This is a genomic window from Bacillus mycoides, from assembly GCF_001757995.1.
Classification (GTDB): domain Bacteria; phylum Bacillota; class Bacilli; order Bacillales; family Bacillaceae_G; genus Bacillus_A; species Bacillus_A mycoides_B.
Genome location: NZ_LXLV01000062.1, coordinates 263,755 through 278,135 on the forward strand (window position 1 = coordinate 263,755; position 14,381 = coordinate 278,135).

The following is a 14,381-nucleotide window of genomic DNA, read 5'->3' on the forward strand; positions in this document are numbered from 1 at the left end:
TCTTCCCTATTACCATTATGGCTTTTCCGCTTCTTGCTGCGGTTCAAGTGGTGGTACGAGTGTTACACCTAATTCTGTACCAGGTTGCAACAATGTCCCTTCCGCTACACTTTGTTCCGTTACATATCCTGTACCAGAAGGTTTTAAGTTAAGCTTTAATGTTTTTGCTAAATTCATAACATCACGCAGTGCCCATCCCTGTATATTTGGCATTGTAGGCTTATCTCCTACTAAGAAGACGCGATCACCCTTTAATGTTTGTTCAGTTGCTTTTGGCACTTGCTGCTGTACTTTCCCTTCACCTAATACGATTGGACGCAGTTTTGCTTTATCAATTGTTTTTTTCGCTTCTTCCATCGTTTTTTCGGTTACATCTGGAACGACAGTTTGTTGTTCTTTCACATATTTTTTCGGGTCTTTTACTTCATTTGGCTTAATCTTTAAATACTCTAAACTATTTTTCGTTACATATTTAAAGATATCAGCTAAAGGTTTAGCCCCGTTTTCATCATCTTTTAATTTTGGTTGTTTAACGGCCACATACACAACAAGTTGTGGATCGTCCATCGGTGCCATACCTAAGAATGAGAATATATAATTCTCTCTTCCTGTCATATAGCCACCTTTCCCGTCAGGAATTTGTGCTGTACCTGTTTTACCCCCGACTGAGTACCCATCAATTTTATATGCAGTCCCTGTTCCTTTCGGTGATGTAACAACACGTTCTAGTAATTGCCTTACTTGCGCTGCTGTCTCTTTGGAAACAGGTTTCCCTACTTCTTCTGGTTTATGCTCTAGCTGTACTTTACCTGTTATTGGATCCACAATTTTATCAATTGTATAAGGTTTCATCATTTTCCCATCATTTGCAATCGCTGTTGCAGCTTGTACAAGTTGAATTGGTGTAACTGTAGAACCTTGTCCAAATGCTGTTGTTACTTGTTGTATTTGTTGATCAAATAAAATTGTATTTGATCCTTCACCAGGTAAATCAATGTTTGTTTTTTCATCTAATCCAAAATTATGAATATATTTTCGGAAACGTTCTGGACCAAGTTTTTGATCACCTAAAATTGCAAATGCTACGTTTGAAGAGCGCTCTACCCCTTCATCAAATGTTATAGAGCCCCATCCAGCGCCGCCGTTATGATCTTTTATTTTGCGATTACCAACTTGATATGTACCAGACTGATAAAAGTCTTGTCCATTGTATACACCTTCATTTATCGCCGCTGCTAATGTAAAAATCTTCATTGTTGATCCCGGTTCAAATGCATTTGCAATTGCGTCATTGAAGAAATAGTTAATTTGACGATCATTAGGGTCATAACTTGGTTTACTAGACATCGCTAATATTTTCCCTGTCTTCGGATCCGCAACAATTCCAATTAAATTTTCTGGTTCATAATGTTTGCTCGCTTCTTTCATTGCGTCTTCTAAATAACTTTGAATACGTTGATCAAGTGTTAAATACACGTTATCTCCATTTTTAGGTGCCTTTACATTCACTTTTCCACCGTCAAGAGATACTCCTTTACGGTCACCTGTATATGCTACCTCTCCATTAGAAGCACCTAAATATTTATCCAAACTCTTCTCTAAGCCAAATTGACCGACTGAGATTCCATTTTCATCAGGTTTCGCATGACCTATGACGTAAGATGCGAAATCACCGTTTGGATAAACTCTCGCATTTTCGGTAATAAAAGATATTCCCGGCAATTTCAATGCTTCTATTTGTTCTTTCTTTTCTTTCGTCAAGTCCTTACCCAATGTTCCAAATTCCACTTGACTTTTGCCTTCTTTATTTAAAGTAGCTAAAATTTTATCTTCATCTTTTCCGAGTACTCCTGCGATTTTCTTTGCAGTATCCTCTTTATCCTTAACGGCGTTAGCTCCTTTTAACTCGGCTACAAGTCTATAAGAATTTGCATCTTGCGCTAGGACATGACCATTTTGATCATAAATTGTTCCTCGATTCGCTTCGAGAACTCCCTTTTTACTATGTTTCTGCTCAGCAAGTTTTTTCAAATCATGATTGTCCACTGTTCCTGTTACTTGTATGTAAAAAAATCGGGCTAATAACAGCAAAAAGAGCAGGAGGAAAAATATCATAAAATAACCTGCTCCCTTATTGGTATGAAATTTGGTCATATTTCTCTTCATCTTTTCTTCACACCTATTTGCCTTATTTTAGGCCTTTCACATTATTCGCATTAATTTCTAGCCCGTGTTTTTTTGCAACTTCAGCGATACGTTCATAACGACTTAACTTCTCTACTTCAGCCTGCAATTCTTGATTTTCCTTTTGTTTTTTCACAATTTGTTCTTCTATCGTTGCTGCTTCTACATTAACTTGATATAGACCCGCTTTATTCCCAATAAAAGCTACACAGGCATATAATAAAAATCCAATAAACGTTACGTACAATAGCTTTTCAATTCTTGTAATTTTCGTTTTAACTTTTGGCTTAACCATCTGCTGTGGCGGCGCTTGAATTTGTACCTCTTCTTGCGCCTGTTGTTTATACTTTACAGCTAAATTAGTCATACCTCTCTCTCCTTTTTATCTTTTTTCAGCGATTCTCAACTTCGCAGAACGCGCTCGATTATTTTCTTCTAATTCAATGTCAGAAGGTAAAATCGGTTTCCTTGTAATAAGCTTTAATTTCGGCTTAAATTCATCCGGAATAATCGGTAGTCCCTGTGGTAATTGCGGCGTTGTGCTATTTCGCTTAAACGTCGTTTTACAAATACGATCTTCTAAAGAATGGAATGTTATAACACTAACTCTTCCACCAGGCTTGACCATATCAATTGCAGATTCCAACGCTTCTTCAAATACTTTTAATTCATCATTTACAGCAATACGAATCGCTTGGAATACTCGCTTCGCAGGATGTCCACCTGTTCTACGTGCCGGAGCTGGAATACCTTCTTTAATTAATTCCACTAATTCTCCTGTCGTTTCAATAGCCTTATTCTCGCGATAAGCTTCAATTTTCCTTGTTATTTGCTTTGAAAATTTTTCTTCTCCGTATTGGAAGAAAATTCTTACGAGTTGTTCATATGACCAGCTGTTCACAACATCATATGCTGTTAATGGGGCATCTTGATCCATCCGCATATCTAACGGTGCATCATGATGATAACTAAAGCCACGCTCTGGTGTATCTAATTGTGGGGATGAAACACCTAAATCGAATAAAATCCCGTCTACTTCTGTAATACCTAATTCATGTAGTTTTTCAGATAAATAACGGAAGTTGCTCTTCACTGTTACAAATTGTTCACCATAAGAAGAAAATTTTTCCTTCGCATTTTGAATCGCTATTTCATCTTGATCAAATGCTATTAATTTCCCACCATCTGTTAGCTGAGATAATAAATAAGAACTATGTCCTCCTCCACCCAGTGTACAATCTACATATGTACCACTCGGCTTTATATCTAAGCCATCTACTGTTTCTTTCAAAAGTACTGTTACGTGTTTGAACATTGCTGCACCTACTCTTTTTCCAATTAATTATGTTAAATACATTTCTCACTCTACAAACAGAATTTACTACTAGAGGATGAAATGCTACTAAAGAACGACTCATTTAACTTCCAACAATGTAGCATGCTATACAAATCGCTATTTTATTTTATTATATACTAAATTTTATCATTTTTTGCGGGAATTTAAACAAAAACCTGTCGAAAAAGATAATAATCCGTTTACATTTTGTGCTATTTTGTCATATATATATACCTGATACATAGCGATTCATTACATTAACATAAGATGGATAATTCAGAAATATTTCACTTCACAGTTAATTCAACAGAATAAAAATAAAATCCTGCTCAAAAGAGCAAGATTCTATAGTTTTATTACATGATGTTTTCCGTCCCACGAAAAAGATTGTTCCATTACCCGGTCAATAAAATCAAGACCGAACTGATTTAAATAATAACAGACATTCCACACACGTTCTTGCGGTGCTCCTAATGGACGAAGCGCAAATTGTAAACGGCGGAATTTATTCAGTTGAATCTCATGTTTCTTCTCAACATTTCTTTTCAACATTCTTTCTAACAGTTCAATTTGCTCATTAATTTTCAGTTCATTTTTCCCAGCAAACTCATTTAACCCTGGATCTATTTTTTTCACGAATTGTTGTAATGATGTATGAATATCCATTATTTCTTTTTTCGCTTCTATAAATCGCTCGTCTATCGGTTCCTCTATTTGATTAGAAAGCCAATTGTCACGCAGATTATCTATATTATTTAGAAACGGATCAATTTCTTGCAAATCTAAATCATATAAATCTGTCGCTATATCTCGCTCCATATAAGTAATCGTCAGACGCGGAACGACAGGTGGCATTTGGAAACCGGCCGTATGAAACACTTGTTGCAATTCACTCCAATAAGCTAACTCCCCTGGACCGCCAATAAACGCTAATGTAGGAAACATATATTCTTGCATAAGAGGGCGCGTTACAACATTATTACTAAAACGTTCTGGACTTCTTTCCATCTCTTCCATCAATTCTTCATACGAAAATGAATGCACTCCATCTTTTCCAATAAACTTCCCTTGATTCTCTTCAAGCAATACTCGCTCATTATCAATTTCCATAAATATATGCACTGCATTTGTCTTCGTTTCAATAATCGGTTTAAATCCTAATTCCTTAATTACTTCCTGTTGATTATGAAGTGCTACTTGAATTTCTTTATATTTACTTATAATTTGTTGTAAAAACGGAACTTCTAATTTTCTTAATGCAGGATGATGTGAATCTACAAGAATTAAACCAGAATTTGCGAACATTTTCGTAATAAGGCGCGCAAAGAAATCTACATATGTATGCGATTTACCTAAAGCATCATCAACAAACTGTAATACATCCTTTGTAAAATTCGTTTCCGGATATGTTTTAAAGATCTCTTCGACCCATTTTCTACAGTCTTCAATAGCAAGCTCAGACTCAGAAGCACTCGCCTTTTTCGGATAACAATCATGAAAAATGGTCTTTTTTATTTTTTTATTTTTCGTTACAAACGTATGATTAATTTCATCCATGTCATGGTCTTCACCAGCAATCCAAAAGACAGGAACAACTCGAATCCCTAAGCTCTCTTCTTTTTCTTTTGCAAGCTGTAAAATTGAAATGATTTTATGCACTGTATAAAGCGGACCAGTTAATAACCCAGCTTGTTGTCCAGCTATAACAACATATGTATTTTCATCTTCAAGCGCTTTTATATTTTGAATTGTAAATTCTCCCGCTTGCAATTGTGTATTATATTCTAATAAATGCGTTACTAAATCTTGACGGAAAAACTCTCTCTCACGCAAATCATGTAAACGCTGTTTAAACGCATCCTCTGTTAACAGATAATCAAAACATGACTGTATCTCTTTTTTACCGTTCATATAGTCCGCTACAACACCTTGTAGTGGAACAGAGATTTCTTTTATCTCCATATAATTCTTCCTTTCGTATCCTGTTCTCTCACCAACCCACATTGTAGTCAATGTTTCACGTAAAAGCAAAGAAAAACACTTATTATTCTATTCCTTTTATTGCACCATACAAAAATCGAAGTGTCGGAACAGATCGTTGTTGTTCCTTAGCTTCTTCTAGTACATATCCAATAATCGCATTAACTTCCGTTTGTCTATTCGCTCTTACGTCCGCTAACATAGATGAAGTATTATGAGCTGTTTTTTCACATACTTGGCATACCATTTGCCATACCATTTCCTTATCTTCTTCTTTAACAAGAAATGCAACTTCCTGAAACACTTGCTCCATCATTTGATAAAAAAACGGATTTGAAATTAACTCTCCGTTCTCAACCCGCAATAATGCCGTCAATGGATTAATGCATACATTTACTACTAATTTATTGCGCATAATCCCCTTCCAATCATCTTCTATCTGAATCGGAAAATAATCAAAAGGAAAACAATTAAACACCTTTTTAAAACAACTAGATTGACCACGCACTACACCAAACTTTGTAACACCTATTCCAGTATGATGAACTGTATGCCCTTCCTCTTTTTTTGCACCATGCTCCACAATCCCGACTGCTATACGTTCATTTCCTATTTTTTGCATAACGTGAAGATGTGACATTCCATTTTGCAAAAAGATTAATGACGATTCTCCCTGAACAAAAGGTAATATGTCAGTTATATGATATTGCTTTACAGCAATAAATGTATAATCTAACTGTTTATCCAGCATACTTTCTATCGGTAAAATAGATGGAAATACTGTTTCACGTTCTCCATTCCTAATACAAGTTACACCCGTTAAGTTTAATTCCTCTGCTTGCTTAGCGTTCCTTGTAAACAACGTAACATCTTGATTGCTTTTTTGTAAATAAAATGTATATAGGAGACCAATAGCTCCCGGTCCAACAATTCCAATTTTCATCTTCACACAAAGAACTCATATTAACAAGTGATATAAGTTCCCTTGCCCTTCCCCCTTTACATCTTTATTAAATTACAATTACATAGTTGAGGATTCAATTATCTTTTAACAAATGCAACCTCTTCTTTCACTATGTATATACTACCTATATACATAGTTCTATTCTTAGTTTAGCAAATCCCCAAAAAAATAATGAAAGAAATATTCTATCTTCTTCATAAAAATTAAAAAATGAGTTATAATATTATTATAACTATTTTAACTTTTCTGCATTCAACAAGATAAGAAAAGGATGTGATGTAATGGGATTCCCAAAAGTTGAACGCTTGCTCATCAATTATAAAACATTAGATGAATTTAAAAAATTTAAAGGGTGCGGAGCTCAAGAACTATCCATGTTGGAAGAATTACAAGCAAACATTATTGAAAATGATAGTGAGTCTCCATTTTACGGTATTTATTATGGAGGATCGCTAATCGCACGTATGAGTCTATATATGAAAAGGAACGGTGGAGAACCATTTGAAATTACGGGTACTTACCTAGAACTTTATAAACTTGAAGTGTTGCCGACTTTTCAAAAACAAGGATTCGGACAAATGCTTGTTAATTATGCGCAACAACTACAATTCCCAGTTAAAACGATAGCACGTATCCAGTCAGCTGGTTTTTGGGATAAATTAAGTTTCCAGCCAGTATCAGTAACTGATGGTGATTTTTATATTTGGCAACCAGAAACAAATTTGAATACGATTACAAACGAAGAATCTGCATAAGAAATAAAAAAAACAGCTGTTACGCAGCTGTTTTTATTTCTTTAATTTTTCTAATTCTCCATTCGAGCGAGCGCCATTTCTTTCTGCTACCATTACACTTCTTTTTTGATCGATATAATCAAGTAATGTTCTATATTCTTCCTCATATACTGATAATCGCTCCATAAGACGTTCTTTCTCTGTTTGTAACGATTCAATTTGTTGTTGCAACACCATTAAAGAGCTTTCATCTTTATAATTTCGCAAGAATTCAATAACATCATTCAACGTAATAGATTTTGGCTCTAATACCTTTGTCTCTTTCACTTCATAATTTTCTACCTTTCGAAGTTGCTTCGCTTCTTCAATACGTTCTTTATATTGCTTTCTAACGTAAGAATTCCACCTAAATCCACAGGCTGCAGGTGTACGAGACAAATGCCTCCCCACTTCTTTAAAAGCGGAAAGTTGCGTTCCACCTTCACGAATATGCCGGAGTACTACTTCTGCCAGAAGCAAATCTTCATCATCAGTCCAAGCATCTTGTCTTGTTGTCGCCATCTCTCTAGTCCTCCCTATGCATTTTTTATTAAGCATATGCAGTTACTAGAAAAGATAGAATACAACAAATAAAGAATAAGACAAAAAAAATAAACGTAGAAGATATCTTCTACGTTTATTTTTCGCAATTACTTGCTGATTACTTCTTTACCTTTGTAAGTACCGCATGCTTTACATACACGGTGAGCTAATTTCGCTTCACCACAGCTTGGGCACTCTACCATACCAGGTACTGATAATTTGAAATGCGTACGACGCTTTCTTTTTACTGTTTTAGAAGTTCTTCTAAAAGGTACAGCCATTCTTCCCACCTCCTTAAAAGAAATAGTTATTTTCATATGAAGGCCTAAACCAGTCTTCCGATTATTTGTCAAAAAACTTTGCAAGTCCTGCTAATCTTGGATCAACAGTCTTTTCTTTGTTTTCTTCCGAAATCACTTGCCAGTCTTGACCTTGCATCGGTGCTCCACCAGAAACATCATCACTGAAAATTTGCATTGGAATCTCCAAAAGTATATTTTCCTTGATTACGGGCAGTAAGTCAAGTACTTCTCCTTCTAAACAATGAATTTCAGCTTCTGTTTCAAATTCTTCTTCTGAAGTTTGGAACACCTCAGTTGTTTTAATGTCAAATGGTAATGTCACATCTACTAAAGAGCGAGAACATGGTAAAACCATGCTTCCAGTTATATGTAGATGAAACGTAAACTTACCGGAGCCAAAATCAACTCTTCCTGTCACATGAACAGGATTAATTTCACGAATATCTTTCTCGACCTCTTTTAGCTCACTTACATCTACCATTTCATTTAATGTCAATCCTTTATTTCTCAATTTATTCAATTGATGGATGGACCATTTCATATCATATCACCTCAAGGCAACAAACAAAATTATAGCTAGCCATTTTATATTTGTCAATGTTTTTTCTTTACACTATAATGAAGTCATCATAGGAAATAATATATAGATTATCACGTTTTCCAAAAAGATGCTACATCGAAAGGAGAGATTACCATAAAATCCAGTGGTATTGTTGTTGAATATAACCCTTTTCATAACGGTCATGCTTATCATGTGCAACAAACAAAAAAGTTAACACAGTCTGATATTATTATCGCCGTTATGAGTGGTCCTTTTTTGCAGCGTGGTGAGCCCGCACTCATCTCCAAATGGTATCGTACTAAAATGGCCTTAACAAACGGCGTAGACCTTGTTGTGGAGCTTCCTTATGCATTCGCAACACAAAAGGCCGAAACTTTCGCAAATGGCGCAATTTCGATTTTAAACGCCCTTGGTGTTTCTGACATTTGTTTCGGCAGTGAAGATGGACAAACTGAAAATTTCTACACTACCATCGCTATACAAAAAAATGAAGAAGAGACTTTTAATCGTCTTGTGAAGCAATTTATGAATGCAGGTAATAGTTATGCAAAAGCTACATCTGAAGCCTTTTTACACATCTTACCACCCGAAAAAAACGTAGATATGTCACAACCAAATAACATTTTAGGCTTACAGTACATTAAAGCAATTCTCTTACAAAATAGTTCCATGCAAGCACAAACTATAAAAAGATTCGCCTCTCATTATCATGATGAAACATTTCACGATCAACATATTGCAAGTGCAACAAGTATTCGCAAACAGCTATTTAATGAAAACAATTCCTCTACAACTATTGAGCCTTTTATCCCAAAAATGACTGCTTCTCTTTTAGAAAACTACAAGCAAAACTACGGGACGTTACATAACTGGGAAAAATACTTTTCATTTTTTAAATACAAACTTATGACGATGTCTTCAGAGGACTTACAACATATATATGAAATGGAAGAAGGTTTAGAGCATCGTATTTTATCAAAAATACAAAACAGTTCATCTTTCTATTCATTCATGGAAGCATTAAAAACAAAACGTTATACATGGACTAGATTGCAAAGAGCTTGTACACATATTTTAACAAATACAACGAAGGAAGAAATACACAAAGCAAATATAGAGCAACATGCGCCGTATATCCGTCTTCTCGGAATGTCACAAAAGGGACAAACTTATCTTTCTAGAAATAAGAAAAAAATAGAACTTCCAATCCTTACTCATACAAAAACATTCGAACATCCAACTTTAGACATAGAACGAAAATCAAATGCTGTATATTTCTCCATAATGCAAGAACCTTTGCGGACACAACTGCTAAAACAAGACGCAACGCATCATCCAATTCGTTATGATGAAATAACGAAAAAATTCCTATAAGAAAAACCTCTCTTCTTCAGAGAGGTTTACTTTGTTTTGCCCATTTTTCCCAAATACGTTAATGCATCATCCAGTGTGTCCACCGGTACAATTTTCATCTTTGTTTTAATATCTTTCGCAGCTTCAAGAGCATCTTTATAATTCGATTTCTCTACACCTTTTTCATTTGGCGCAAAAAACACTTCAGCTCCCGCATCACTAGCAGCTACTACTTTTTGCTGAATACCACCAATTGGACCAATTTCTCCTTTATCATTGATTGTACCTGTTCCAGCTATTTCATGTCCGTTTGTTAAATCTTCTTCAACGAGCTGATTATAAATTTCTAGTGTAAACATTAACCCCGCTGATGGCCCCCCTATTTCATGGGAATCAATTTTCACTTTCGGATCTACTACTAACTCTCTTTCCGTAACGATAGAGACCCCTATACCGACGCGCCCATTCCCATTAGGGATCGTCTTTACATTTAAATTTTCTTTAAACTGTTTTCCGCCCCGCTTGTATTCAATATTTACTGCATCCCCTTCTTTTTTCCCTGTCATATACTCAATAAATTGTTCCGTCTTGTCGAATGTTTTTCCATCGACAGCTATAATAACATCTCCAAGCTTAAGCTTTCCTTCTGACGGCATACCCTTTGCTACACCAGCCACTAGTACACCTTTATTTTCAAAAGAAACAGAGCGATTTGCACGTTTATATGCGTTATAGATCGCTGCATTTTGCGAATCTTTCATTGCATAATTTTGGCGAAATTGATATTCTTCATCACTCTCGCCTTTTTGCAATATTTCTTCCGCCTTCGAAACGTGTGTATATTTATTAAATTGCGCAGCAATTAAGTTCACCACATTGGCAGGCCCCATTGAGACAGTGACAAGCATGAAATCACCCGACTCTTTCGTTCCACCATCTACTTGAACGTATGGCGCTAATTTCGCCGCCATACCTGGTTTTGTCACATAATACGGCAAACGCACATAAACAAGTAGCATCGCCAATATAACCCCTATTAAAATTGCATATATAAACCGAAAACGCTTAAACATTATGTTTCTCCTTCCACTGCTCAATTAGTAAATAAATGCTTGAAATGTGTTTTTCTGCTTCCACTTCTCCGACCCGAATGATGTCTTCAATGTGTGTAAAAGCACGCGAACTAAATTGTTCTACGGCTGGCCGCATCATTAAATCTGATGCTATTTGCCGATTCATCACAAGTTCATGTTGCATAATTTCAATACTTTGCATAATCACATCATAAATCGATGTAACCTCTCCATTCACCTTGATTGGAGATACATCAACAGCAATAACAATATCAGCCCCTAAATCTTTTACAACCGATACGGGAATACGGTCAATTACCCCTCCATCCACTAATAAGCGGCCATCTATTTTCTCTGGAACAAACACCCCTGGCACAGATATACTAGCTCGAACCGCCTCCGCAATCGGACCGCTTGTAAAAACAACTTTTTCCCCCTTCAAAATGTCAGTAGCCACAACAGCAGTCGGGATATCTAACTCTTCTAAATTTTTATTATATGTAAACATTTTAATCATATCTTTGATACGTTTTCCAGCAATAAATCCCATTTTAGGAACTGTAAAATCCAAATAATATTTCCTTTTAAAAACAGCTGCCAATTTATACAGTCTTTCAACGTTACAACTCGCTGCATAAAATGTACCAATTAACGCTCCTATACTACTACCTGCTACCATATGAATAGGGATACCAGCTTCCCTTAACACTTTTATTACCCCTATGTGAGCAAAACCTTTTGCACCTCCGGATCCAAGCGCTAAACCGATTTTTGGTTCCTTCATTTTTCTCACCCTTTAATTTTTTTCATTCCTTTTTCATACTTATGGTCTAAATTCACCACATATCCACGTATACTGAAATGAACGTTTTTGGGACAAAGGGGGATTTTCTTACATGTACGAAAAATGGAAAACTGCTTTTCTTACCATATCAATGTTATTTTTAACCTTTTCTCTTGTACTTCACCCCCAAGCTGCTTTGCAAGCTTCAATTCGCGGGTTAAATATATGGTGGGAAGTTGTATTCCCTTCACTACTACCGTTTTTCATTATTGCGGAACTTCTAATCAGTATTGGTATCGTAAAATTTATCGGTGTTATATTAGAACCACTAATGCGTCCACTGTTTCGTGTTCCAGGGGTAGGTGGGTTTGTTTGGGCAATGGGAATGGCTTCAGGATTCCCCGCTGGCGCCAAATTAAGCGCTAGACTACGCAAGAGCAATCAACTAACACAAATTGAAGCGGAACGACTCGTATCTTTCACAAATTCTTCTAATCCACTTTTTATTTTCGGAGCGGTTTCTATTGGTTTTTTCAATAATCCGAAATTAGGGCTCGTATTAGCAGCAGCACATTATATAAGTAACCTTTTCGTCGGATTACTTATGCGCTTTTATGGTAATAACGATACTTACATAAAAGACAAACATACGAATCAAAAGCGTGCCTTTCAAAACCCTTTTTCCATCCTCCACCAAACACGTATGCAAGAAAAAAGACCGATTGGAAAACTACTCGGTGACGCTATCGTTTCTTCTATTCAAACATTGCTCATGATTGGTGGGTTTATTATTTTATTCTCTGTTTTAAATAAAATGATTACTGTTTTCCAAATTACAGAAGCGCTTTCTTTTATTATGCAACATATTTTATCATTCTTCCAACTTACATCCCAATTTAGTATTCCGATATTATCCGGTATTTTTGAAATGACGCTTGGAAGCCAAATGATTAGTCAAATTAATGAATCAACACTTCTTCAACAAGCGATGGTAACAAGCTTCATTTTAGCATTTAGCGGCCTTTCTATTCAGGCACAAGTAGCAAGCATATTAGCGGAGACAGATATCCGCTTTAAACCATATTTTTTAGCTCGAATTATCCAAAGTATTCTCGCTCCTATTTTCACTTTTATATTTTGGGGACCATTTTATGAAAAAGTTCATTCTTTCTCGCCTACGCAAGAAGATCTTCCCGTATTTTTATTGAATCATTCTTACACACTAACTGATATTTGGACATCATTTATACACTACGGACCAATCTTCACCTTATTTTGTTTATATTTATATGTTATCTTATTGTTTTTACGCATTCATAAAGAAAAACCCCGTTCACTTTAACGGGGTTTGAAACTTTTCTTTTAAAGCACGCTCTACAATCGGAGGAACAAGGTCTACTACACTTCCCCCATATCTCGCAACTTCTTTCACAATACTTGAACTTAAAAATGAATATTGATTGTTTGTCATAATAAAGAAGGTTTCGATATTTTCGTCTAATTTTCGATTCATTGAAGTAATTTGCATCTCATATTCAAAATCAGACACCGCTCGCAAACCACGTAATATTGCATTTGCATTACGCATTTTTGCATATTCCACCAACAATCCACTATGTGAATCAATTTTTACATTCGGAATATCCTTTGTCGCCTCTCGAATTAACTCTAGGCGTTCTTCTACCGAAAAGAATGGTTTTTTTGATGAATTGTTTAAAACAACTACATATACTTCATCAAATACTTTTGCTCCCCTTTTAATAATATCCAAATGTCCAAGGGTAATTGGATCAAAACTCCCTGAAGAAATAGCTATACTTGTCATTCTGTCCCCTCACCTTCATACTTATAAATCGAAATTGCTGTAATCCCGTAGTTTTCTGCCCGTACTTTTACAAGTTCTCCTATAGAATCAGGTAAAACCACGTCATCTCCATGCTCTGCCATAATGATGCCATCTTTATTTAACAATCCATGTTGATCCATCACACTAATTAAAGACAAAATTTTTTGACCTTTATATGGAGGGTCTATTAGTATAAGATCGAATGATATTTCACGCTTTATAAGCGCCTTTACCGCACGTTCCGCATCATTTCGATACACTTCAGCTTGTTCTTGTATTCTACAGCTTTCTAAATTTTGATGAATGACTTTTATCGCTTTACTATCTCGGTCAACAAAAATCGCTTTATCAATCCCTCTACTTATGGCCTCAATTCCAAGACCACCACTACCACCAAATAAATCAAGAGCGATACCACCATCATAATAAGGACCTATCATATTAAAAATAGATTCTTTCACTTTATCTGTCGTTGGACGTGTTGTATTACCAGGTACCGCTTTAAGTGGGTGCCCTTTACATTTTCCTGAAACTACTCTCATCTGTTGTCACTACCTTTATTTCAATCTATCGAGCGATTACTGTAAATACATCTCAAGTCGGTAACCGCTACCAAACCATACAATTCTTCACTAATTCGTTACTTAACCTATAGAGAACTTTAGTTAAAATAACCGTTCG

At 35.7% G+C, this 14,381-nt stretch carries 15 protein-coding genes; 3 read left to right on the forward strand and 12 right to left on the reverse strand.

Features of this window, described 5'->3' with window-relative positions:
- Positions 1–15: 15 nt before the first annotated feature.
- The 5 genes from BWGOE10_RS19625 to panE form a co-directional block, all read right to left on the reverse strand.
- The gene (locus BWGOE10_RS19625; RefSeq protein ID WP_070144641.1) at positions 16–2,115 is read right to left on the reverse strand and encodes a penicillin-binding protein; all 2,100 of its coding nucleotides are present in this window, start codon (positions 2,113–2,115) and stop codon (positions 16–18) included.
- 73 nt (positions 2,116–2,188) lie between these two features.
- Positions 2,189–2,551: a cell division protein FtsL gene (ftsL, locus tag BWGOE10_RS19630; RefSeq protein ID WP_002014745.1), complete on the reverse strand. Its 363-nt coding sequence runs from the start codon at positions 2,549–2,551 to the stop codon at positions 2,189–2,191.
- A 15-nt stretch (positions 2,552–2,566) separates the two neighbouring features.
- Positions 2,567–3,499 carry a 16S rRNA (cytosine(1402)-N(4))-methyltransferase RsmH gene (rsmH, locus tag BWGOE10_RS19635; RefSeq protein WP_002014746.1) on the reverse strand — a complete coding sequence of 311 codons (933 nt, stop codon included), beginning with the start codon at positions 3,497–3,499 and terminating at the stop codon, positions 2,567–2,569.
- 366 nt (positions 3,500–3,865) lie between these two features.
- On the reverse strand, positions 3,866–5,482 hold the full coding sequence (gene bshC, locus BWGOE10_RS19640; RefSeq protein ID WP_070144642.1) for a bacillithiol biosynthesis cysteine-adding enzyme BshC: 1,617 nt from the start codon (positions 5,480–5,482) through the stop codon (positions 3,866–3,868).
- An 82-nt stretch (positions 5,483–5,564) separates the two neighbouring features.
- Positions 5,565–6,449 (reverse strand): 2-dehydropantoate 2-reductase, encoded by an 885-nt coding sequence (gene panE, locus BWGOE10_RS19645; protein ID WP_070144643.1) that lies wholly within the window; start codon positions 6,447–6,449, stop codon positions 5,565–5,567.
- Positions 6,450–6,745: 296 nt separating this feature from the next.
- Between panE and BWGOE10_RS19650 the strand changes: the two genes are divergently transcribed.
- Positions 6,746–7,219, forward strand: a complete 474-nt coding sequence (locus tag BWGOE10_RS19650) for an N-acetyltransferase (protein ID WP_070144644.1) — start codon at positions 6,746–6,748, stop codon at positions 7,217–7,219.
- Positions 7,220–7,252: 33 nt separating this feature from the next.
- Here BWGOE10_RS19650 and BWGOE10_RS19655 read toward each other — a convergent pair whose 3' ends face one another.
- The 3 genes from BWGOE10_RS19655 to BWGOE10_RS19665 form a co-directional block, all read right to left on the reverse strand.
- On the reverse strand, positions 7,253–7,759 hold the full coding sequence (locus BWGOE10_RS19655; protein WP_070144645.1) for an RsfA family transcriptional regulator: 507 nt from the start codon (positions 7,757–7,759) through the stop codon (positions 7,253–7,255).
- 128 nt (positions 7,760–7,887) lie between these two features.
- Positions 7,888–8,061, reverse strand: a complete 174-nt coding sequence (gene rpmF / locus BWGOE10_RS19660; protein ID WP_001984764.1) for a 50S ribosomal protein L32 — start codon at positions 8,059–8,061, stop codon at positions 7,888–7,890.
- Positions 8,062–8,122: 61 nt separating this feature from the next.
- A complete protein-coding gene (locus BWGOE10_RS19665) occupies positions 8,123–8,623 on the reverse strand; it encodes a YceD family protein (RefSeq protein ID WP_000872151.1) in 501 nt (166 codons plus the stop codon).
- 153 nt (positions 8,624–8,776) lie between these two features.
- Here BWGOE10_RS19665 and BWGOE10_RS19670 point away from each other — a divergent pair, with 153 nt between their 5' ends.
- Complete coding sequence (locus tag BWGOE10_RS19670; protein WP_171903131.1) at positions 8,777–10,018, forward strand: nucleotidyltransferase; 1,242 nt, start codon at positions 8,777–8,779, stop codon at positions 10,016–10,018.
- 26 nt (positions 10,019–10,044) lie between these two features.
- On the opposite strand, the gene BWGOE10_RS19675 is transcribed toward BWGOE10_RS19670, so the two are convergent.
- Positions 10,045–11,070 carry a SepM family pheromone-processing serine protease gene (locus BWGOE10_RS19675; protein ID WP_070144647.1) on the reverse strand — a complete coding sequence of 342 codons (1,026 nt, stop codon included), beginning with the start codon at positions 11,068–11,070 and terminating at the stop codon, positions 10,045–10,047.
- Positions 11,063–11,854, reverse strand: coding sequence for a patatin-like phospholipase family protein (locus tag BWGOE10_RS19680; RefSeq protein WP_070144648.1), 792 nt, complete (start codon positions 11,852–11,854; stop codon positions 11,063–11,065). The genes BWGOE10_RS19675 and BWGOE10_RS19680 overlap by 8 nt, the downstream gene beginning before the upstream one ends.
- A 112-nt stretch (positions 11,855–11,966) precedes the next feature.
- Here BWGOE10_RS19680 and ylbJ point away from each other — a divergent pair, with 112 nt between their 5' ends.
- Positions 11,967–13,196 carry a sporulation integral membrane protein YlbJ gene (gene ylbJ, locus BWGOE10_RS19685; RefSeq protein WP_070144649.1) on the forward strand — a complete coding sequence of 410 codons (1,230 nt, stop codon included), beginning with the start codon at positions 11,967–11,969 and terminating at the stop codon, positions 13,194–13,196.
- Here the strand turns inward: ylbJ and coaD are convergent.
- Together coaD and rsmD are read right to left on the reverse strand one after the other, a co-directional pair.
- Positions 13,188–13,679 carry a pantetheine-phosphate adenylyltransferase gene (gene coaD / locus BWGOE10_RS19690; protein ID WP_070144650.1) on the reverse strand — a complete coding sequence of 164 codons (492 nt, stop codon included), beginning with the start codon at positions 13,677–13,679 and terminating at the stop codon, positions 13,188–13,190. The genes ylbJ and coaD overlap by 9 nt on opposite strands.
- Positions 13,676–14,242, reverse strand: coding sequence for a 16S rRNA (guanine(966)-N(2))-methyltransferase RsmD (gene rsmD / locus BWGOE10_RS19695; RefSeq protein ID WP_070144651.1), 567 nt, complete (start codon positions 14,240–14,242; stop codon positions 13,676–13,678). The genes coaD and rsmD overlap by 4 nt, the downstream gene beginning before the upstream one ends.
- Positions 14,243–14,381 lie beyond the last annotated feature (139 nt).

Coding starts and splice junctions, on each gene's coding strand:
- BWGOE10_RS19655 (WP_070144645.1), bottom strand. CDS start 7,759: ATGGCGACAACAAGACAAGATGCTTGGACTGATGATGAAGATTTGCTT.
- ylbJ (WP_070144649.1), top strand. CDS start 11,967: ATGTACGAAAAATGGAAAACTGCTTTTCTTACCATATCAATGTTATTT.
- ftsL (WP_002014745.1), bottom strand. CDS start 2,551: ATGACTAATTTAGCTGTAAAGTATAAACAACAGGCGCAAGAAGAGGTA.
- BWGOE10_RS19650 (WP_070144644.1), top strand. CDS start 6,746: ATGGGATTCCCAAAAGTTGAACGCTTGCTCATCAATTATAAAACATTA.
- bshC (WP_070144642.1), bottom strand. CDS start 5,482: ATGGAGATAAAAGAAATCTCTGTTCCACTACAAGGTGTTGTAGCGGAC.
- rsmH (WP_002014746.1), bottom strand. CDS start 3,499: ATGTTCAAACACGTAACAGTACTTTTGAAAGAAACAGTAGATGGCTTA.
- BWGOE10_RS19625 (WP_070144641.1), bottom strand. CDS start 2,115: ATGATATTTTTCCTCCTGCTCTTTTTGCTGTTATTAGCCCGATTTTTT.
- rpmF (WP_001984764.1), bottom strand. CDS start 8,061: ATGGCTGTACCTTTTAGAAGAACTTCTAAAACAGTAAAAAGAAAGCGT.
- rsmD (WP_070144651.1), bottom strand. CDS start 14,242: ATGAGAGTAGTTTCAGGAAAATGTAAAGGGCACCCACTTAAAGCGGTA.
- BWGOE10_RS19675 (WP_070144647.1), bottom strand. CDS start 11,070: ATGTTTAAGCGTTTTCGGTTTATATATGCAATTTTAATAGGGGTTATA.
- coaD (WP_070144650.1), bottom strand. CDS start 13,679: ATGACAAGTATAGCTATTTCTTCAGGGAGTTTTGATCCAATTACCCTT.
- BWGOE10_RS19680 (WP_070144648.1), bottom strand. CDS start 11,854: ATGAAGGAACCAAAAATCGGTTTAGCGCTTGGATCCGGAGGTGCAAAA.
- BWGOE10_RS19665 (WP_000872151.1), bottom strand. CDS start 8,623: ATGAAATGGTCCATCCATCAATTGAATAAATTGAGAAATAAAGGATTG.